This is a genomic window from Achromobacter sp. ISS7, assembly GCF_056523125.1.
This window is the reverse complement of the sequence record NZ_JAWRZD010000001.1, coordinates 2,367,420-2,386,268: the sequence shown is the minus strand read 5'-3', so window position 1 is coordinate 2,386,268 and position 18,849 is coordinate 2,367,420. Positions and strand designations below refer to the sequence as shown.

29 protein-coding genes are annotated in these 18,849 nt (G+C 65.2%); 9 read left to right on the top strand and 20 right to left on the bottom strand.

Annotated features, from left to right (window positions below; all coding sequences use genetic code 11):
- Positions 1 to 5: 5 nt before the first annotated feature.
- Genes AC1HFW_RS10805 through AC1HFW_RS10790 form a run of 4 tightly spaced genes read left to right on the top strand, consistent with a single transcriptional unit; the run spans position 6 to position 4,834 of the window.
- On the top strand, positions 6 to 542 hold the full coding sequence (locus tag AC1HFW_RS10805; RefSeq protein ID WP_479283187.1) for a chemotaxis protein CheW: 537 nt from the start codon (positions 6 to 8) through the stop codon (positions 540 to 542).
- On the top strand, positions 539 to 1,903 hold the full coding sequence (locus AC1HFW_RS10800; protein ID WP_479283185.1) for a CheR family methyltransferase: 1,365 nt from the start codon (positions 539 to 541) through the stop codon (positions 1,901 to 1,903). The genes AC1HFW_RS10805 and AC1HFW_RS10800 overlap by 4 nt, the downstream gene beginning before the upstream one ends.
- Entirely contained in the window at positions 1,896 to 2,561 is a 666-nt protein-coding gene (locus AC1HFW_RS10795; protein ID WP_006395483.1) for a chemotaxis protein CheW, read from the top strand. The genes AC1HFW_RS10800 and AC1HFW_RS10795 overlap by 8 nt, the downstream gene beginning before the upstream one ends.
- The gene (locus AC1HFW_RS10790) at positions 2,558 to 4,834 is read left to right on the top strand and encodes a hybrid sensor histidine kinase/response regulator (RefSeq protein WP_479283182.1); all 2,277 of its coding nucleotides are present in this window, start codon (positions 2,558 to 2,560) and stop codon (positions 4,832 to 4,834) included. The genes AC1HFW_RS10795 and AC1HFW_RS10790 overlap by 4 nt, the downstream gene beginning before the upstream one ends.
- Here AC1HFW_RS10790 and AC1HFW_RS10785 read toward each other — a convergent pair.
- From AC1HFW_RS10785 to AC1HFW_RS10690, 20 genes are all read right to left on the bottom strand, one after another.
- Positions 4,813 to 5,187: a hypothetical protein gene (locus tag AC1HFW_RS10785; RefSeq protein WP_054474411.1), complete on the bottom strand. Its 375-nt coding sequence runs from the start codon at positions 5,185 to 5,187 to the stop codon at positions 4,813 to 4,815. The genes AC1HFW_RS10790 and AC1HFW_RS10785 overlap by 22 nt on opposite strands.
- A gap of 301 nt (positions 5,188 to 5,488) precedes the next feature.
- Complete coding sequence (locus AC1HFW_RS10780; protein ID WP_054474410.1) at positions 5,489 to 5,704, bottom strand: hypothetical protein; 216 nt, start codon at positions 5,702 to 5,704, stop codon at positions 5,489 to 5,491.
- Between the two features lie 235 nt (positions 5,705 to 5,939).
- Positions 5,940 to 6,551, bottom strand: coding sequence for a gp16 family protein (locus AC1HFW_RS10775; RefSeq protein ID WP_082380306.1), 612 nt, complete (start codon positions 6,549 to 6,551; stop codon positions 5,940 to 5,942).
- A 6-nt stretch (positions 6,552 to 6,557) separates the two neighbouring features.
- Positions 6,558 to 7,028, bottom strand: a complete 471-nt coding sequence (locus AC1HFW_RS10770; protein ID WP_054474409.1) for a hypothetical protein — start codon at positions 7,026 to 7,028, stop codon at positions 6,558 to 6,560.
- Positions 7,029 to 7,100: 72 nt separating this feature from the next.
- The gene (locus AC1HFW_RS10765) at positions 7,101 to 7,781 is read right to left on the bottom strand and encodes a DUF7168 domain-containing protein (RefSeq protein ID WP_054474408.1); all 681 of its coding nucleotides are present in this window, start codon (positions 7,779 to 7,781) and stop codon (positions 7,101 to 7,103) included.
- A complete protein-coding gene (locus AC1HFW_RS10760; protein WP_054474407.1) occupies positions 7,774 to 8,169 on the bottom strand; it encodes a hypothetical protein in 396 nt (131 codons plus the stop codon). The genes AC1HFW_RS10765 and AC1HFW_RS10760 overlap by 8 nt, the downstream gene beginning before the upstream one ends.
- 42 nt (positions 8,170 to 8,211) lie before the next feature.
- Positions 8,212 to 8,604 carry a Mor transcription activator family protein gene (locus AC1HFW_RS10755; RefSeq protein WP_054474406.1) on the bottom strand — a complete coding sequence of 131 codons (393 nt, stop codon included), beginning with the start codon at positions 8,602 to 8,604 and terminating at the stop codon, positions 8,212 to 8,214.
- 168 nt (positions 8,605 to 8,772) lie between these two features.
- Positions 8,773 to 8,988: a hypothetical protein gene (locus tag AC1HFW_RS10750; protein ID WP_156333346.1), complete on the bottom strand. Its 216-nt coding sequence runs from the start codon at positions 8,986 to 8,988 to the stop codon at positions 8,773 to 8,775.
- A gap of 2 nt (positions 8,989 to 8,990) precedes the next feature.
- The gene (locus AC1HFW_RS10745; RefSeq protein WP_054474404.1) at positions 8,991 to 9,623 is read right to left on the bottom strand and encodes a DUF3164 family protein; all 633 of its coding nucleotides are present in this window, start codon (positions 9,621 to 9,623) and stop codon (positions 8,991 to 8,993) included.
- A complete protein-coding gene (locus tag AC1HFW_RS10740) occupies positions 9,620 to 9,808 on the bottom strand; it encodes a hypothetical protein (protein ID WP_054474403.1) in 189 nt (62 codons plus the stop codon). The genes AC1HFW_RS10745 and AC1HFW_RS10740 overlap by 4 nt, the downstream gene beginning before the upstream one ends.
- Entirely contained in the window at positions 9,805 to 10,179 is a 375-nt protein-coding gene (locus AC1HFW_RS10735) for a hypothetical protein (protein ID WP_054474402.1), read from the bottom strand. The genes AC1HFW_RS10740 and AC1HFW_RS10735 overlap by 4 nt, the downstream gene beginning before the upstream one ends.
- 1 nt (position 10,180) lies before the next feature.
- Positions 10,181 to 10,462 (bottom strand): hypothetical protein, encoded by a 282-nt coding sequence (locus AC1HFW_RS10730; RefSeq protein WP_054474401.1) that lies wholly within the window; start codon positions 10,460 to 10,462, stop codon positions 10,181 to 10,183.
- Positions 10,452 to 10,754, bottom strand: coding sequence for a hypothetical protein (locus tag AC1HFW_RS10725; RefSeq protein ID WP_054474400.1), 303 nt, complete (start codon positions 10,752 to 10,754; stop codon positions 10,452 to 10,454). Before AC1HFW_RS10725 ends, AC1HFW_RS10730 begins: the two co-directional genes overlap by 11 nt.
- Entirely contained in the window at positions 10,745 to 11,932 is a 1,188-nt protein-coding gene (locus tag AC1HFW_RS10720) for an ExeA family protein (RefSeq protein ID WP_054474399.1), read from the bottom strand. Before AC1HFW_RS10720 ends, AC1HFW_RS10725 begins: the two co-directional genes overlap by 10 nt.
- 8 nt (positions 11,933 to 11,940) lie before the next feature.
- Positions 11,941 to 13,746, bottom strand: a complete 1,806-nt coding sequence (locus tag AC1HFW_RS10715; RefSeq protein WP_479283176.1) for an integrase — start codon at positions 13,744 to 13,746, stop codon at positions 11,941 to 11,943.
- 10 nt (positions 13,747 to 13,756) lie between these two features.
- Positions 13,757 to 14,638 carry a hypothetical protein gene (locus tag AC1HFW_RS10710; protein ID WP_054474397.1) on the bottom strand — a complete coding sequence of 294 codons (882 nt, stop codon included), beginning with the start codon at positions 14,636 to 14,638 and terminating at the stop codon, positions 13,757 to 13,759.
- Between the two features lie 5 nt (positions 14,639 to 14,643).
- Positions 14,644 to 14,844 (bottom strand): hypothetical protein, encoded by a 201-nt coding sequence (locus AC1HFW_RS10705; protein WP_054474396.1) that lies wholly within the window; start codon positions 14,842 to 14,844, stop codon positions 14,644 to 14,646.
- A 26-nt stretch (positions 14,845 to 14,870) separates the two neighbouring features.
- Entirely contained in the window at positions 14,871 to 15,176 is a 306-nt protein-coding gene (locus tag AC1HFW_RS10700) for a helix-turn-helix domain-containing protein (RefSeq protein WP_058665329.1), read from the bottom strand.
- Entirely contained in the window at positions 15,173 to 15,379 is a 207-nt protein-coding gene (locus tag AC1HFW_RS10695; protein ID WP_156355582.1) for a hypothetical protein, read from the bottom strand. Before AC1HFW_RS10695 ends, AC1HFW_RS10700 begins: the two co-directional genes overlap by 4 nt.
- Positions 15,376 to 15,627, bottom strand: a complete 252-nt coding sequence (locus AC1HFW_RS10690) for a helix-turn-helix domain-containing protein (RefSeq protein WP_054474394.1) — start codon at positions 15,625 to 15,627, stop codon at positions 15,376 to 15,378. Before AC1HFW_RS10690 ends, AC1HFW_RS10695 begins: the two co-directional genes overlap by 4 nt.
- Positions 15,628 to 15,723: 96 nt before the next feature.
- Between AC1HFW_RS10690 and AC1HFW_RS10685 the strand changes: the two genes are divergently transcribed.
- The 5 genes from AC1HFW_RS10685 to AC1HFW_RS10665 all read left to right on the top strand — a co-directional run bounded on the left by AC1HFW_RS10685 (position 15,724) and on the right by AC1HFW_RS10665 (position 18,834).
- Positions 15,724 to 16,188 carry a helix-turn-helix domain-containing protein gene (locus AC1HFW_RS10685; protein ID WP_156355581.1) on the top strand — a complete coding sequence of 155 codons (465 nt, stop codon included), beginning with the start codon at positions 15,724 to 15,726 and terminating at the stop codon, positions 16,186 to 16,188.
- A gap of 151 nt (positions 16,189 to 16,339) precedes the next feature.
- On the top strand, positions 16,340 to 16,738 hold the full coding sequence (locus AC1HFW_RS10680) for a hypothetical protein (protein ID WP_156355580.1): 399 nt from the start codon (positions 16,340 to 16,342) through the stop codon (positions 16,736 to 16,738).
- A gap of 661 nt (positions 16,739 to 17,399) precedes the next feature.
- Complete coding sequence (locus AC1HFW_RS10675; protein WP_231690234.1) at positions 17,400 to 17,771, top strand: putative holin; 372 nt, start codon at positions 17,400 to 17,402, stop codon at positions 17,769 to 17,771.
- Positions 17,771 to 18,403, top strand: a complete 633-nt coding sequence (locus AC1HFW_RS10670; protein WP_054474392.1) for a transglycosylase SLT domain-containing protein — start codon at positions 17,771 to 17,773, stop codon at positions 18,401 to 18,403. Before AC1HFW_RS10675 ends, AC1HFW_RS10670 begins: the two co-directional genes overlap by 1 nt.
- Positions 18,400 to 18,834, top strand: a complete 435-nt coding sequence (locus AC1HFW_RS10665) for a hypothetical protein (protein ID WP_156355579.1) — start codon at positions 18,400 to 18,402, stop codon at positions 18,832 to 18,834. The genes AC1HFW_RS10670 and AC1HFW_RS10665 overlap by 4 nt, the downstream gene beginning before the upstream one ends.
- The last annotated feature ends 15 nt before the right edge of the window (positions 18,835 to 18,849 follow it).

Genomic DNA, 18,849 nt, shown 5'->3' with positions numbered 1-18,849 from the left:
GCGCCATGCCCGACCAGGCCCCGCTTTCGTCCGCGGCCGCCGCCGCCACCGCCCGGCGCCGGCTGTACCTGCTGTTCCGCATCGCCGCGGATCGCTATGCGCTGGACGCCGCCGACGTGATCGAGGTGCTGGGCATGCGCGCGTTCAAGCAGGTGCCGGGCACGCCGTCCTGGGTCGCGGGCATGTTCGACTGCCGCGGCGCGGTCGTGCCGGCCATCGACCTGAGCGCGCTGGCCGGCGCCGGCGCCGCGACGCTGGTGACCAGCACGCGGCTGGCGCTGGTGCGCTACCGGCCCGCGGGCGCGCATGACGAACGCCTCTTGGGGCTGATCCTGGAACAGGCCACCGAGACCGCGCACTATGATCCGGCGGCGTTCCAGCCGGCCGGCCTGGAGACGCCGCAGGCGCGCTACCTGGGGCCGGTGCTGAGCGATGCCCGCGGCATGGTGCAGGCGGTCAAGGTGGCCGATCTGTTGCCCGAAGCCGTGCGGACGCTGCTGTTTCCGGTGGCGGCGACGCCAGAAGAAGGAGCCCGGGCATGATCGGGGTGGATGACTTCAGCGCGGTGCTCAAGCGCAAGATGGGGCTGGACAGCGGCTCCATCGGCAGCGCCGCGATCGAGCGCGCGGTGCGCCACCGCATGCAGGCGGTGGGCAGCGACGACGAGCAGGAATACCTGGCGCGCCTGCAGGCCTCGCCGGCCGAGATGCAGCAGCTGATCGAGGCGGTGATCGTGCCGGAGACCTGGTTCTTCCGCTATCCGGAGTCGCAGGCGGCGATGGCGACGCTGGCGCGCGAGCGCCTGTTCGCGCCGGGCGCCGAGGCGCGCGTGCTGCGGGTGCTGAGCGTGCCCTGTTCCAGCGGCGAGGAACCGTATTCCATCGCCATGGCGCTGCTCGACGCGGGGGTGCCGCCGGCGCGCTTCCAGATCGACGCGGTGGACATCAGCGAACGCATGGTCGAGTTCGCCCGGCGCGCCTGTTATGGCCGCAATTCGTTCCGCGGCGACAACCTGTCGTATCGCGACCGCCACTTCACCGAAACCGCCGACGGCCATCAGCTGGCCGACGCCGTGATGGCGCGGGTGCGTTTCCTGGCGGGCAACCTGTTCGATGCGCATCTGCTGCCGAACGTGCTGCCCTACGATTTCGTGTTCTGCCGCAATCTGCTGATCTATTTCGACGCCGCCACGCAGGAGCGGGCGGTGGCGCTGCTCAAGGGTTTCGCGCGCCGCGACGGCGTGCTGTTCGTGGGGCCGGCCGAGACCAGCCTGATGACCGGGCGACGCCTGCCGGCGCTGCCGCTGGCGCGCGCCTTCGCCTTCCACGCCGAGGCGGCGAAGCCGGCGGAGCCCGTGGCGGCGGCCTGGATACCGCCGGCGCCGCGGCCGCTGGCGGGTCTGGTGCCGGTCCATGCATCCGCCCGCCTGCCGACGCAGATACCCGCCCGGATGCAGGGCCAGGGGTCGACCCAGATGTCGACCCGGATGTCGACCACGTCGCCGGCAACCGGCCCGCGCGCCGCCGCGCCGTCGCCCTCCGCGTCGCGCCCGTCGCCCGCCGGCATGCCGGCCGCGTCCGCTGGCGCCGATATCGAGGCCGCCTTGCGCGCCATCGCCGTGCTGGCCGACCAGGGCCGGGTGCAGGAAGCCATGGCGCAGTGCCGCGCCCACCTGGCCCAGCATGGCGCCAGCGCCGAAGCGCTGTACCTGCTGGGCCTGCTGCAGGACGCGGGCGGCGACACGCGCCAGGCCCAGGCCGCCTACCGCAAGGCGCTGTACCTGGATCCGACCCACCGCGAGGCGCTGTTGCACCTGGCCGCGCTGGTCGAATCCGAGGGCGACGCGGAAGGCGCCCGCCGCCTGCAGGCGCGCGCCGCGCGCCAGGAGGCCCGCCGTGAGTGATTTCCTGGCCAGCCTGGCGGAAGTGGACGACTGCTGGAACCGCATCGGCAGCCGCGGCGACAAGCGCTGCGAGCGCCTGCCCGAGTACGTGCATTGCCGCAATTGCCCGGTGTATGCCGGCGCCGCCAAGCGCATTCTCGACCGCCTGCCGCCGCAGATCGACACCCCGGTCGACGGCGCGGCGCGCAAGGTCCAGGCGCGGCTGTCGTCGCTGCTGGTGTTCCGCCTGCAGGGCGAATGGCTCGGCCTGCCGACCAAGGCGCTGGACGAAGTGGCCGGCACCCGCGCCATCCTGTCGCTGCCGCACCGGCGCGATCCGGCGGTGCTGGGCGTGACCAACGTGCGCGGCACGCTGACGGTGTGCGTGTCGCTGGGGCGCCTGCTGGGCCTGGACGGCGCGGCGGTCGACAACGGCCGCGAACGGCCGGCCACGGCGCGCATGCTGATTTTCGGCGGTGCGGGACGCGCGGTGGTGCTGCCGGTCGATGAAGTGGAAGGCATCCACAGCGTGGACCTGGACGCGCTCGAGGCGTTGCCGGCCACGGTGGAAGGCGCCAGCCTGAAGTATTCGCGCGGGGTAATCCGCTGCGGCGCCCGCAGTGTCGGGGTGCTGGACGAGACCCTGTTGATGCAAGCCTTGGAACGGAGCCTGGCGTGAACCCGGACCAGATGCGCGACGCCTCGCTGCTGGAGCTGTTCCAGCTGGAAACCCGCAATCAGGTGCAGGTGCTGAACAACGGCCTGCTGGCGCTGGAGCACGATCCGACCTCGGCCGCGCAGCTCGAGGCCTGCATGCGCGCGGCCCACTCGCTCAAGGGCGCGGCGCGGATCGTCGACCTGCATCCGGCGGTGCGCATCGCGCACGCCATGGAAGACTGCCTGGTGGCGGCGCAGGAAGGACGCCTGCGGCTGCAGGCCGCCGATATCGACGCGTTGTTGCAGGGCACGGACCTGCTGCAGCGGGTGGCCACGCCCGGCGCCGACCTGGGCGACGCCATCGACGAGCTGGTGGCGCGCCTGTCCAATGCCCCCAATGCGCCGCCGGCCACGCCGGTGGTCGAGCGCGCGCCCAAGCCCTCGGATTTCCTGCCGCCGATCCACCAGCCCGACGATCCGCCGCCGGCGCCACCGCCCGGACGCCGCAGTTCCGACCAGACGCTGGGCGAGGGCGAGCGGGTGCTGCGGGTCACGGCCGATACGCTCAACAGGTTGCTTGGCCTGTCCAGCGAGACGCTGGTCGAATCGCACTGGATCGCGCCGTTCAGCGCCTCGATGCTGCGCCTGCGGCGCCTGCAATCGGGCGCCGGCCAGGCCCTGGACAGCCTGCGCGCGGCGCTGGCTGGCGTGCAGGTGGACGCCCGTGGCCAGGCGGCGCTGGACGACGCGCAGCGCATCGTCGAGGCCTGCCAGCAGGAGCTGATCCAGCGCGCCGGCGAAGTCGACGAGTTCGGCTGGCGCATGGGCCACCTGGCGCAGCGCCTGTACGACACCGCGCTGGCCTGCCGCATGCGGCCGTTCGGCGACGGCCTGGGCGGCATGGCGCGCATGGTGCGCGACCTGGGCCGCTCGCTCGGCAAGCAGGTGCGGCTGGAGATCGAGGGCGATTCGACCCAGGTCGACCGCGACATCCTCGACAAGCTGGATGCGCCGCTGATGCACCTGTTGCGCAACGCGGTGGATCACGGCATCGAGATGCCGATGGACCGGCTCGACGCCGGCAAGCCCGCCGAAGGCCGCATCCGGCTGTCGGCGCGCCATGCCGCCGGCATGCTGCTGATCGAATTGAGCGATGACGGCGGCGGCATTTCGCTGGACCGGTTGCGGGTCGAGGTGGTGCAGCGCAAGCTGACCAACGCCGAGACCGCGGCCCGCCTGAGCGAGGCCGAACTGCTGGAATTCCTGTTCCTGTCCGGCTTCAGCACGCGCGGCGAGGTCACCGAGATCTCGGGCCGCGGCGTCGGGCTGGACGTGGTGCAGACCATGGTGCGGCAGCTGCGCGGCGCGGTGCGCATCCACCAGCAGACCGGGCAGGGCACGCGCTTCGTGCTGGAGATGCCGCTGTCGCTGTCGGTGGTGCGCAGCCTGCTGGTCGAGGTGCAGGGCGATATCTACGCGTTTCCGCTGGCCTACGTCAGCCACGCGCTGCAGGTGCGGGCGCAGGACATCGAGCAGCTCGAAGGGCACCAGCATTTCCGCTTCATGGACCGCCAGATCGGCCTGGTGTCGGCGCGCCAGATCCTGCATTCCGGCGAGCCGGCGCCGGCCGCCGAGACGCTGTCGGTGGTGGTGGTCGGCGACCATGACCGGCTCTATGGCATCGCCGTGGACCGCTATGTGGGCGAACGCACGCTGGTGGTGCAGCCGCTCGATCCGCGCCTGGGCAAGGTGCAGGACGTGATGGCCGGCTCGCTGATGGACGACGGCACGCCGCTGCTGATCCTGGACGTCGAGGACATGCTGCTGTCGGTGCAGAAGCTGGTCGAGGGCGGCCGGCTGGCGCGGGTGGATGGCGGCGGTCCGGTGGCGCAGGCGCGCCGCCGCAAGCGCGTGCTGGTGGTGGACGATTCGCTGACCGTGCGCGAACTGGAACGCAAGCTGCTGCTGAACCGCGGTTTCGAGGTGGCGGTGGCGGTCGACGGCATGGACGGCTGGAACATGCTGCGCAACGAGGCCTTCGACCTGGTGGTGACCGACGTCGACATGCCGCGCATGGACGGCATCGAGCTGGTGTCGCGCATCAAGGCAGACCCCAAGTTGCAAAGCCTGCCGGTGATGGTAGTGTCTTACAAGGATCGCGAGGAAGACCGCCGGCTGAAGAGAAGAGAGATATTCAGAACGTCTGGGCGAGATAAATGTGGGACATCCCGATCCAACATGCGACATTCTGGTCCGCCTTTTGTAAGGCCTTTTCAAATATCCGAATGGACGTAGCGCTGTAAAACTGCCAGCACTGCATCGGGCGATAAGGCGAGCGGAAGGGTTGTGGACGAACCGGTTCTTGTGTCGATGATGACCGCGAGCGAGGTGGCACTGGCGGTCTTCTGAAGTGGATCTCGCACAGACTTGACGTATCGCCCCAGCGCCGACCGCTTGATCGGAATGCCCTCCGCCACCAAAGCATCGGTCATTTGAGTAATGGTGAGCCGGGGCTGCAGATTGATCATGCGATCAACCTTTTCCTGTTGCTCGGCAGTCAACCGAGTGAGGATCGACGAAACCGCTGACATCTTGACGGCTCTCCTGTTAACGGCGGGGAGGGTCCCGCCCTGCGCGACGAGAATCATGATAGTAGCTCTGACACGTCGGCGCCTAGCAGAGATCAGCATAACGGACGCTGGATTGGCGCCAAGGCTACGGACTTGAGGCCGGCATCCAGCAACGCGGGACCGCTGATGCAGACTGGAACATACACACGGAAAGACCGTCGGCCATGTTGAAGTGTGAGCCACACTCCACAATCAACCTTCTTCTGCTGGGTGATCGTCCAGACCCTAGCATTGGGCATCAAGCGAGCCACCTGGGCACCTAGCGCGACTTTCCGCATGTTCTCGGTGAACGTCATACGCATCTTCGTTGCTGCGTCCATCATTTTCCCCTGGCGCCCTGGGCTTGAAGCCGGGCGGCCGTAGTGGCATCGCTCGGCTTCGAGTCGATTTGGATGGTTGTCGTCGAAACTACGACACAGACAACTGCCAGAAACCAGCCCCAACCCGGGGCGCGCTTGTAGATCAAAAAGGCGGCCATACCGAATAGGCTACCCAGATACGTCAGGGCCAGAGCCCACCGAATGGTTTCACTCATCGGATTGCTCCTTGAACCTAATTCGCTTCGGCTCGGGCCGCGCGTTGCTTCTCGACCCACCGCCGCTTCCTTGCGACGATTGTGGGATGGGCCTGGTAGCACGCCTTGCACCAGGAATGGGGTGTTCCTTTCGAGAGAAAGAAGAAATCGCCATCAGCGGGCCAGAATTCCTTGCATTGCGCACATTGGATCTCCGTCCCCAACTCGGTTCGAATGGTCGCGCGCCGTACCCTGTTCATGGTGTTCCCGCCTCCGCCTTCAAGGCTGCTTGCAGGGCCTCAAAGGCCTCAAGCATGGGTTCGAACGTATTGCGTGTGAAGGCCAGGTTGAGCTTGGCCTGCAGCTTGCCGAGAACCGCGGGCTCGAGCCGCTGATCGCGCACCTGATCGACGAGATGCCGAACATGCTTAGGCAAGAGGCGCATCGCCCATTTCTTCATGGTCTCGATGGTGCGCTCGGCCTGACGCCCATCTATCCATTGCAGCGCTTCAACACCCGTGATCCGTTTGACGTATGCCGCCAAGGCCTCCTCGGACGGATTGCTCACCGCGCCCAGATCGCGTAACAGCAGCCACAGGGCACGGATCTTCTTGCTGGTCGCCTCGGTGTCCATCGGGCGGCTTGGCCGAGGCTTGAGGCGCACCTTGAAGCCGAATCGCTTGAAGTGATCCAGGGCCAGCTGCAGCTCTTCGGCGCTCATCGACGAGCAGGAGTCCTTCTTGCCGCCCGTGACCGCCAGCAAGGCCGCGCGATAGGTTTCCTTGTCCAGCTTCAGTTCCCGCTGAGCCATGTGCACAAGGCGAATTAGGCGTTGGCGCTCTTGAGCGCGCGCAGTTGTCGTCGCCATGACGGATCAGCCCTCTTTCATTGCCGTGAACGTGACACCATCGCGCCGCGCGCTGCGGCTTCCCGCGCACCAGGTCAGCCATTTTTCCAGCGCATCGCCAGCTTCCCGCTGGGAACCTGCCTCCGGGACGCCCGGCACCAGCAGAAGACCTTCGCCCTTGCCACGCCCATGCCGCGCGAAAACCTCCAGTTGGCTCCGCAGCGCGTACTTCGGCCCGCGGGCAATGACGATCGGCCCGCTGCCGTCGACCTGGTCGCCAGGCTCCTGATCGCCGACCTCGATGACACCGCTCGCCCAGCACCACGCTACTTGCGGCGTCATATCGTAGTACTCCTTGCCGCCACAACGCGGGCAGCAGCGGTCATACATCTGGATTTCCGAGGTGGAGCGGCGGGGTCTGGGCCGTTCGATACGCTCGGACTCCAAATGGACGTTGCGGCAGCGCGTGCACTTCGCTCGGCGGTCATCTTGTTTCATGGGAACTCTCTCTGGCAGGAAGGTTTCAGGTGTGGACGTTGGTGATCTCGACATTGCCTCTGCGCGGCAGTGCTACTCCAGCAGGAGCGGCGCTCCACTGGCGCCAACGCCTGGATGCAGTTGGACGCCGGCGCCTGCGCGGTGGCCTGCGACCTGGTCGGCCCAGCCACGAGCGCCGGCGTCACGGCTTCGCGGGGTGAACTTGCCCAGGCTCGGGTGATTCAGCTGCATGTGAGCCTCGATCGCAGTCTTCTGGTCTGCCGAGGGTTCCATCCGGGGAACGAGAGAAGCGACGGCCGCGACCCAACCCTGGCAGAAGGCATCGGCACGGGCCGTCTTGTTCTTAAGGCCGCAGCGCTTCAACGTGGCCTTGATATGGTCGGTGCGCGCCCGCGCCATCAGCCGCAGCAGCACCTGCAGGGTGTACTGTGCCACCTCGACACTGGGCGAGCAGCCGACCAGCAGCCACACCGCTCCACCGGAAAGGATTCCGCCGCTTGCGAGGATGAGCTCGCAGCCGAAAGCATCGGCCACAAGGCCGGCAAGGTGGGCTTCGTGCCTGCTCGGCGTGCGTGCGGTGGCCTTAACCGAGCACTCACGAGCGCCGATCGCCTGAGCTTCCAGTTGCGATACTCCGTGCTCACGCATCAGCGCTTGCGCCTGACGCAGCGCTGCCGCCGCCTCGGCCGGTTCGCTGGACTTCGCCAGCGCCAAGCACTTCTCGATCTTGCGAAGGATGTCGTCTTTATCCATGCTGGAGATCCTCGGCCAGGTTTCGAAGCGCCGGCACGACCGGAACGGCATAGATCGGCGTGTGGCCTGTGAAAACGCAGTCCTGGCTCTCGCCATCCGGGAAAACCTGCTTGAGCATGGTGACCGCATCCAACCGCGTAAATGCGATGCTCATGCGATCCGGCAGCAGCCGGCCGATGTTGACAATGCTGGCACGCAAGATATCCACCTTCAGCTTGTCGTCCACAGCCGTCAGGTGGTCGATGCGCTCGACATCGGCGACGATGGAGTCGATTTCAGCAAGGCAAGCCGCCTTGCTCAGCGGGCTGCCCGGTGTCTTGTAGGCATCCAGCACTGTGCGGATGCGTTGAATGGGATTCATGGCTTTCGTCATGGTGTTCTCGTTCATGAGGGGGAGGCTCTCTACGGTTGCGGAAATGGACCGCTGGCGCTACGCACCGTCGGTTTCGGAGGAGTCCATTCCAGGAAGCTGGGGTTGGGTGCGGCGACGAGACTCGGCCAGCATGACGCGGTACCGCTGGTAGACATACACGTAGCTCACACCCAGGTGGGCGGCGATCTCCGAGGCATTCCCGCGGCGAAGGTGCTGCCAGATGTAGGTGTCATGCTCCAGCCGGACATAGCCACGATCCTTGGGGAAGTACAGGCTCTGGCCGCTGTAATGACGGTGCACCAGGTCGACCAGCTCATCGCCGAGTGTGGCCGCGTCCTCGGCCGTGAGCTGAAGGCGCTCGACCAGGAAGATGCCGAACAGCTCGGCCATCTCCTGCAGGGTCTTGTGGCGGCGTCGCACGGACGGCGTATCGTCGGGGGGCATGGTCATTTCTGGCTCCTGGCGCTTACCGGAGCGCCCTACAAGGGCAAGGCGTTCAAGAAAGCGTGCATGTCGAAAAAATCCGGGGTCGATCTAAGCCCGCCCGGCCAGGCTGGGACGTCCCGCGCATTTAGCCGTGCGCGGCCCCCTTATCGCTTGGGGTGTGGAGCGGCGGGGTCATACATCGATCGGACCGATGCGGGTGCGCGTGTCGTACTTGCCGGCATCCCAATCGGGAACGCAGTCGGCGCAGCAGCTGCAGACTCCCTTGCCGAGGTTGCGATCCACACGCAACCAATGGCACAGCTTGCCGTGGTCCGAGCACTGCCGGCCTTCGGTGCATTCGCAGCCAACGCACAGCGACTTCGTGTCGTAGTTCGGGTAGCTCGGCATGATCAAACCGCCGCGATGTCCAGGCAGATCGGCGTGTACTCGTCCGAACCCTCGCGCCGCTCGTAGAACCGCACATAGGGTTTGCTGTTGGCCACGCTCACGCTGTCGCTGATCGCGGCCATGGCGCGCTGCCAGCGCTCATCCTTGATGGGAAGACGACGCAGGGCCAGCACACGAGCCGTGTTGATCTGGCCGGCCTTGTCCACGCGGAATGCGTCGTTCACCAGCACCTTGATCTCGTCGCGCGAGCTTTCCGACCAGGACGTGATGCATTCGTCGATCAGGGCCTTGGCCGCATGCAGGCGCTCGTCGAACACGAGGCGATCCTGGATCTGCAGCCGGACCATGTAGCGTCCGCTGAACGAGGTCAGCGTCAGGTTCCCCTTGACGCTACGCGACTTCACGCCGTACTGCTCGACGCTCGTCTCGACAAAGGCCTCGATATCGCGAAACGCGCGGATCTTGAAATCCGCCAGCAACGTGCTGATGATCTTGGCCTGGTCAATGAGCGTCTCGATGGTCTGGTCGCGCAGCTTGTCGATATCGGATACCAGGGCTTCGGGGACATACGAGCCGTCCGCCTTGAGGCGAAATCCCGGCGGAATGTCGGGGCGATTGGCGGTGGTGCTGGTCATGATGCTTCCTTCATGTTGAGCGAGGCGATGGAGTCGGCGATCTCGGCCGCGGCCTCGTCCACGAGGGCCGAGATCTGCACGATGGCGTCGTGCTTGCTGATCGTGCTGGCCGGCGCCTGGTGGCGGCGCAACACGGCCTTGATACGGATGAGCGCCACAACGGCGACATCGTCAGATTTGCTCATGGGGTCTCCTGAAAGGCGGCGAACGCCTCGATCCTGGAAAAAATGGCCGCGCACAACAGCCCGATCGCGCTGGCAGCGGTCTCATCGTCACGCGCACTCACGCCCTGCAGGTGATGGATGACGGCGTGGGACACCTCGTGGGGAACGATCTCGCGCAGGTTGCTGCCCGAGAGCGGCACAGCGACCGTCCCAATCACGCGGGCCCCCAGTGCCGCGGCCTGGAAATAGCCGTGAACGACCTTGCGATCACTGCGCCTGCGGCCCCCGCGATACTCCGCGTCCACGTCGGCCACACTCGGCAGCAGTCGCACGCGCAGCCGCATGCCTGCGACCGACACCTGAAAGACCATCAAGGCGCGAGCGCGGGCCATGTCAGTGCCTCGTTGCCGGCTTGTCGCTCAGCGCGAATCGCGTACGCTCAACCGCAGCAGCGATGTGTTTGCGCAGCGCGTCATCGTCGTTGCCGAGTTGGGCGCTCATGATGTCGCTGAGAAGCTGGCTCAGCTCGGCGAAGGAGCAGCGCAACGAGCAGTGCTCGAAGAACAGGTTGACCAGGTCCTTGTTGGCGCCGTGCAGCGCGTTGCGCAGCTGGTCGACCGAATCAAATGCGGCCGGGTTCGCGAGGGACGGGCCCGCCATGAATTCAACCGTCATGGCGCACCTCGTCTTGGTGGATCGCCAGGCGCACGCCCTGAAACAGCGCGGTGATGCGCCCGTCGGCCTGGCGCGTGGAGGCCTCGCACATCCCCCGCAGGTACTCGGCGGGCATCCCGCACAGGTCGAGCAGAAGGATGGGTGCGCCACCGTCGCCGGGGATCAGCTCCTCGCTGATCACGCGCAGGCCAAGCGCCCGCAGCGCCCGGCCCGCGGCGTTGGCCACCGCAATCTGCGCGATGCGCGCCGGGGTATAAACCCGCGGCGCCGTGGTGTTGGCGATCAGTTCCATTTCGTCTCCATGACGATGTCGGCGCTAACCGCCGGAGCGCCGTTCTCGGCGGCCAGGTTCATGGCGGCGGTCAGCAGGTTGTGCACCGCCAAGGGGTAGAGGAACGAGCGCTCGGTGTGCCCACGCGGCACCGGCGGCGACAGGCGCTCGCGCAGCGCCTGCAGGCCATCGGCGGTCACGATCTTGGAGAGGTCCACGCTGAAGCGCTTGAGCCGAAAGCGCAGGTAGTCCTCCAGGTACTCGCCCAGCGGCGGCAGCGTGATGATCTCGCAACGCTGGACCACTTCGCGCACCGAGGGATCGCGAGGATCGAGCTTCTCGGCGAGCTCATTTTGTCCGAGCAGGATCACGCTGAGCAGGCGCGAGAAACCATCCTCGAGCTCGACAAAGCGTTTCAGGTGGCGCAACGTGGCCTTGGGCATGGCGTGCGCCTCTTCGATCAGCACCGCGTGACGCACGCCGGCGCGGTGGCTCTCTTTCAGGCGGTTCTCCAGCTGGCGGTACCGCGCATCACTGCTCGCGCGCAGCGGTTCATGCGGGGCGATGGTGGCCATGATCGCGTCCAGGATCGCGCTGGCCTTGAGCGTCTTGCCCTTGGTGTCGTCGGCCTCCATGCCGACAACGTAGGGGCGGATGATCTGGATGGGCATGTCCGCGCGCTGCACGCGCTCCTGCAGGTCACGACGCAGCGTGGTTTTGCCCGAGCCCGACTCGCCTACCACCGCGACAAAGCCGCCGCGTTTGCAGGCATCCAGCAGCTGGGCACGCGTGTAGCGCAGCTGCTCGTTGGCATAGAACTCGTCGCTGCTGGCGACTTCGTCGAAGGGGTTGCCCGGCAGCTTGAAGTGGCGCAGGGTCTGAGGCTGTAGAATCTGCTTGCGAATCGACATGTGTTCGTCCTCGTTCATGGGGGAATGCTGTTGTTCGGGCGCCACCGCACTGACCTGCGGTGGCGTTTCTTTTTCAAAGGCCACGGCAAGCTGTTCCTCGGTGGCGCCGTGGACCTTCAAAAACTGGATCGTGGCCTCGCGCAGCTGGTGCTGCCGCACCCGAGGCCATAGAGCGTGGTTCACAAGTTGGGCGACCGTCGCCGGGCTGAGTTCGACCGCGATCGCAAGCTGGCTTTGCGACACACCGAGCGCCGGCAAGATCCGTTTGAGTTTCAGCTGCTGTCTCATCTGCTTTCCTAGGCGGCGCGCACGATGTGCACGATGGACGGTTGGATAGGAGCCGGCGCCATGGCGGCGCGCAACGCTTGCGCTGCTGCGTCAATGGCGTCGACCGGAACGCCCTCGGGGTACAGGGCCTGCAGGCGTGTGTAGTGTTCAGGCGACCAGTCGGAAAACGCGGGCTTGAGCTGCTTGGCGGCCTGGATGTGCGAAAGCGGCGGCAGGTGCACCGTCGGTGCGACCAGGTCGTGATCCCGGCCGCGGCGCGGCAGTGTGGCGGGCACATGCTCGAGCGCCTGGTCGATGTGGGCGAAGGGGTCAATCTGCCCGCCGAAGGCGACGGTGCCGGCCTTGCGTGCCGCCTTGGCTTCGGTCTCGGTGGAGGTGCCTGTCGCCATCAGTTCCAAGGCCTTGGCGTTGGTCTGCGCGGGCGTGTCGGCGTGACGGGCATAGCTCTCGCCGATCACGGGCGCATCGGCGACCATACCGAATTGGTCATAGGTGACACGTTGCACGACCTGGTAGGCCTCGTGGCCCTCGTCGTCGCTCATCACGACCTGGACGGTGTCCTGAGCCCAGGGGTTCTCGCAGACCAGCAGCTTCTCGCCAACGCAGACGCCAGGCACCGACGACACGTCGTAGTCGGAACCGCGGTAGCTGACGCGCAAGTGCGTGGAAACCACGCGCGACTCCGGCGCGCTGAGCGCGAGTGACCGCAGGAGCTCTGCTGCTGGCGGGGTCACCAACTGATCGGGCGTGATATGCAGCCAGGCGGAGTCGCGGGTTCGCCCCGTGCGCGTGTGGATCCGGGTGCCGTTGAAGTACCGGCGCCAACGTGCCACCAGCGCATTGATCTTCTCCAGGCTGTCGACCTTGTCTGACGGCAGCAGCCGCAGGGTGGATTCGAAATCGCGCTCGGTGATGTCCTGGCCCTTTTCGACCTGGCCCTTCGCGCGCGGGTTCTTCGGCTTGTTGATCTGGACGTGGATCCGCAACGCCTTGCACAGGTTCTTGAATATCGCGCTGGTGTTGGCCGATCCCGGGTCGAGCATCACCATGAGTGGAACGCCGAACATGGCCTCACCCTCTCGGCGATGCATGGCGTCGATGAGGACGTCAACCAGGTTGGTGGCGTTCTCACCGCCCGTGACGTACGTGGAATAGTTCCAACCGCTGGTGTGGTCGGTCACCACGTAGCGCCACAGCGACTCGTTGATGACCTTGATGACGTTGGCCGGCTTGTTCTTATAGAAGTCGGTGTGGTCCATGATGCGCAGACCGCTATCGCCCTTCGATGCGCGTGGCAGGTAGAACAGGACGCAACGCGATGCATCGATCTGCCATACATGGTTCGGGTGCAGGCTGCGCAGGCTCATTGCCGGCGCCGGCGCGAGCAGTTGCTCCGGGTGCAGACGATAGTTTCGCAGGGCCTTGCGGATGGTGGAGATCGACAGGGGCGAGACCTCGCCCGTCGCCGGGTTGATGCGCAGCGCTTCGATCATGTTGTTGGCGCGCAGCACCTCCACCGCGGCCTCGACGCTCTTGAGCATCTTGCCGTTCTTGCGCATGTGCTCGAGCAGCACGGCGGCGATCATCTGTGCTTCCTGCACCGGCAGTGCCGTCTTGCCGGCGTCCGACCGGCGCTTGCGGGTCGGTTTGGTGACCAGGTCGCCGAGCAGGCGATACAGCCTGGCCTGAGACATCTGTAGCCGCGCAGCCGCGCCAGCCAGGATCTCGCCCTTACGCCCGTGCGGCGCAACGCGCCAGGCACGCGCAACGTCGGCCAGCTCTTCCGCGATGACTGCGTTGGCGGGGGCTCCCATCGCTCGCTCCTTACTCGTCCTGCGCCCAGGCCGGCAACTCGTCGCCGTCACCCTGGGGCAGGTTGAATTCGGTGAACAGGTCGCCGATCTGTTGCTGGACCGCACGCAGGCTGGCGGCCAGAAGTCGCGTGCGCTGCGCATCGCCCTTGCCGTTCTCGACATACGCTGCGCACAGTTTCTCCAGGCCTTCGCGCAGCTTGCCGCCAATGACCGCCTCCAGGCCCACCAACTCGGCCTCGACTTCGGTGTGCAGGCCGACCAGCTGCGCGTCGGGCTTCTCAGCCTTGATCCGGCGATTGGCAGCATCACGCTCTTTCTTGAGCGTGTCGATCTGGTCATTTTTCTCCGAGAGCAGTTTGTCGTTGGCCTCGGCTTCGGCGCGCGCTTCACGCAGTGTCTTGCGTAGGTCGGACACCGACATCGTGGCGACGTCGTCGAGCGTAATGCCGGCGACCGTGCCGCCCTCGTTCAGTTCGGCGACCTGGTCATCGTCGAGGACCAGGAGCTCAATGAGTTTCGACTTGTTACCGGCCGCCTCGATCAAATGCGTCGACGTCGACGCATTTGAGAACTTCAGCGCCGCCTGGCTCATGCGCTGCGCGAGGCGGGGTTCGAGGCCGAGGCGGGACAAGAAATCGCGCCAATCCCCGTGCGGCACGTGTTCACGAACCACCAGCAGCGCGCGGCCAGCGGCGAGCATTTCGTCGGCGCTACGTGCCAGGTGGGTGCGAATGACGTGTTCGTAGCGCGGCAGATCGAACGGCAAGCCGTCACCGAACTGCTTGAGGATCAAGGCCGAGCGCTCGGCGGCCTGGACCAGCGCTGCCTCGACATCGGCGGCGGGTTTGGCGGTGTCAGGTGCGGCGACGGGGGAATTCTTCGGACGAGCCATCGTGACTATCCTTTTGGTTGGCATTCGTGAATGGGGTCGACGTCGACCAGCTCCATGCGCAATGCGTGGGGCTGGCCGGCGTACTTGAGCAACTCGGCGAACACGTTGCGGGCCACCGCGAATGCCACGTCGGCTTCGGCCGTCGGGATGCGGTTCACGCGGACGCGATACTCCGACCTGCCCGCGATATAGATATCGACGGTCATGTGGTGATCGACAGGCGGGGCCTGGGTCACAGCTGGGCCCCAGCGGCGATGCGCTGGTTGGTTTCGGCGATGCGGGCGGTCATCCGCGCGCACTCTTCGGCATGGGCCTGGGCGATCTGCAGCAACGCGATGCCAGGTGCGTACAGACCGTTGTCGAACTTCACCGCGAAGTCCTCGGCCATGAGCGTGGCAAGCGCGCGCGTGACGTTCGTAGGGGATTCGCCCGTCATCGCGGCCAATTCCTGGTTGGAGATGCCATTCAGGCGCCGGCCACGCAGCGCCTTCATGATGCGCAAAACACGCTGTGCGCTGTTGATGGTTTCCTTGCTCATGCCTGAATCTCCATGCGACCTGGCAGCCAGTGGCGACCCGTGCACGGACGCTTTTCGGCTGCCATGGCAATTGCTTCCAGCGCGGCGGCCAGGGCACGCAGCTGTTCTGGCGTGCGCTCGACGATGACGAAGGGGCCGCCGTCGAGTACTGCCAGCGGTTCATTGCGGTATGTGCGCGTGAGCGTGGCCTTGATCGTGCTCATGCCGCCACCCTGCGGGGAGCGGCGCTCTTGAGGCGGCGGTTGACCCCCTTGGGCTGGCTATGGCTCGGCCAGAGGACAGATACGGGTTGGCCGACCAGGTCGGCGATCGCGCGCTCAATGCGTGCAGACCGCGTGCGGCCGGAGATGACTTCGAAGACCGTCGTGGGTGCGACCTTCAATTTGGCGGCCAGCGCAGTGGGCGTGGTGCCCTTCATGCGAATCGAGGCCTTGATCAATTCAGGATGCATGGCGTCTGCTATCCTCGCGGGGTGTGGTTTTAAGGGTCGGGAACCAGGTAGGTTCTTGAGGGTTAATTATGGTGCGGATATCCGCACCATGTCAACATGAAATTAAGTGTGGATATTCACCCCATCGCGTCCAGACTGAAAGAAGAACGAGAGCGCCTAGGCCTGACGCAGCCGGTGTTTGCGGAAGCGGCTGCCGCTAAGAAGCGCACGCTGATCGATTGGGAAAAGGGCGTCTCCTCACCAACCGCTGTGCAGCTAGCCGCCCTGGCCGCAATTGGAGTGGACGTTGCTTACGTGCTAACCGGCTCTCGTTCGTTCAAGCCGGAACCGGCCATCACTCCAGAACAACGCATACTGGTTGCCGACTACGCGGCCTGTTCGCCGAGCGATCAGGCTGCTTTGCGCCGAACCGCTGCAGCGATGGCAATAGGTATGGCTGCTGGGGCAGCAGCCCATGGGAAATCTGGTCAGGTTTTCCATGGCGAAGTTGGCCAGGCCGTCTCAGGGAATATCACCAACAAGAAGGGTGTCACGTTCAATGTGGGAGGAAAGAAAAAATGACCTCCGTTGGCCAGCTCGCTGGGCACAACATCGTTAACCGCAAAGCGAAGTTCACAGTCGAGCGCGGAGGAGTGCTCGTGTTACTTCAACCCATCTTTTTAAAAAGCGTGAGGGTTGCAATGTTGAGGTCAGCCTTTGGGGGGAACGGGTGATGGGCGAGATGCAGAATTTCCACGGACATGTCGGCCAGGTGGCGGGCGGCGACATATTCAACGCCGGCCCCAGTCCCGACTCCCTTTGGCATGAAAGTTCGCCCGTGTTGCGTCATGAGCTCCGCAGGTGCAAGGCAAAGTTGTTTGATGCTCGTCGCCGTCATTTCTTCAACTGGCCACTAGGCCTGACGCTGTGTGCGTTATGCAGTGGTGTCTGGTTTTTACTCTCAGGAAATTTTGCCCACCCGAACGCGACTTTTTGGCTTATGGGGTGGGCTGCAGTTCTCCTAGTCGCTGCATACTGGCTGGACCGCAACCGTCGTCGCACTGCGATGCAGATAGCGTTCTACAAGCAAAGGATTGAGATCATTGACCTGATTCTTCAGGATAGGATCTGACGTGAAGGCCGATAACGGTCTCAAATGGCGCAGCAATAGCAAACAGTCAATCAGAAGCGATGTAAAAAATGAGCCAGGCCCCCACTCGCATGTCACGACTCATAAGCATATTGATCGGTTGCGGTACTCTGGCGTTAAGTACTGCCTGCTCCAAACAAGAAGAGCGAAAACCTGCTCCACCCTTGCAAGCCCCCCAGTCGTTAGAGGACGCATCGAAAAGAATGGTGGGTACCTGGACCTACACGGAACCGGTCAGCGACGACTATCCATGGTGGGTAAAGTGGACGATTCGACCAGATGGCACCACCGTGCAGTGCGGAGCCCGTCCCTCCGATAACGATTGGGGAGCCTGCACGGAGGGGAAAGAATCCAGGTTCGTAACCGACAAGTATGCAGACACTGGAAAGCGCTGGTTCGGCGTCAGAGATGGAGCCATGGTTGCGATCTATATACCCGAGAGCGATACGATGGAGATTCGAATTGCACGGAATCCCTGGGTTGGAATTATGAAGCGTGGTGACAAGAATCCATTCAGCCAATAGGCATCACAGGCTTGAATATCGGATAGCAGTAAATCCATTTAATAGCGCTTCAGGCAAGCGGGCGGCACGATGCAGGTTCATTCTGCTCGCCGCCCTTTTTCTTGCTCTGGAGTGCTGCCTTGATCCGAATCGTAAATTCCACCATTCCCCTGCGGCGGCGCCTGCCGCGCCTGACCACCTGGCTCATCGTCGCCGCATTGCTGATCGTCGTGATCGGCATCGTTTCCCCCCAGCAAGTTCCCGTCGCGATCTATAAGCTGAGCCTGATCAGTCTGGCGGCCGTCGGCTCCTACTGGATCGACCGCGCCCTGTTCCCGTACGCACGTCCCGATGGCTACCTGGTGCGTGATTGGCGCTGCGGCTCCTGCGTCGGCACGCATCGCGTGGACCACCCGATCGCGGACGGCTACGAAATCCCCTTCATGGTCTCGACGATCCGCCGCACGGCGATCGCGGCCGCGGTCATTCTGGCTGTCGCGCTGGGGCTGTGATGGGCCAGCAGCTCATCCGTCTCGGCCGACACCTGGTCGTGCTGCTCGTGGCCAGCTGCACCGCGCTGCCGGCGCCAGCGGCCGACGTGCCGCGTGCAGCCCAGCAGTACCGGTCGGAGCTCATGCGCAACGCCCGTGTCGTTTGGGGCATGGACGCACCGGTCTCGACGTTCGCCGCACAGATCCATCAGGAGAGCGCCTGGCGCCCCGGCGCCGTCTCTGCCGTGGGCGCCCAAGGCATGGCCCAGTTCATGCCGGCGACCTCCAGCTGGATCGCTGGGCTTTACCCGGCGCTGGCGCAGAACGCTCCCTTCAATCCATCCTGGGCGCTGCGCGCCCTGGTGACCTACGACCGCTATCTCTACGAGCGTATCCGCGCGCGTGATGACTGCGAGCGCATGGCGATGACATTGTCGGCCTACAACGGCGGGCTGGGCTGGATCTCGCGTGACCAGAAACGAGCATCGAGTTCGGGGCTTGATCCGCTCATCTGGTGGGGATCGGTCGAGACGGTCAATGCGGGCCGATCGGCGGCCAACTGGCGCGAGAACCGGGCCTATCCCGACCGCATCATCCACCACCATCAGCCGACCTATGTTGCGGCATCCTGGGGGCCTGGCGTATGCCCGTGAATCTGAACATCGTGGGCTGGGCGATCGCGCTAGGCGCGCTCGCCGCCGGCCTGGGCTATTGGCGCGGCGAGGCCAATGGGCACGAGCGTGGCGTTCTCGAAACCCAGGCTGCGCACGATGCCAGCCAGGTCGACTCGCTCGCCAAGGGCCTCGATGCGCTACGCGCCGACGTCTCGGGCAGCACGGCGATGAACAAGGAACTGCGCACGGCAATGACCGGCCTGGAGCAGCAGAACAAGACGTCGAATACGGAGCTCAAGAATGCGATTGCGAAATCTCGCCCGGCTGGTGCTGTGCAGTGCCGTTTCGATGCTGACAGCATGCGGATCCTCGGCGCCGCGGCAGACCGAGCCGATGCCATGGCGGCCGGCGGTCTTGCTGCCAGCGGAACTGGCCGCGCGGTGTCAACCGGTCGTGCGCCCGATCGATGACTCGGACGCCGCGGC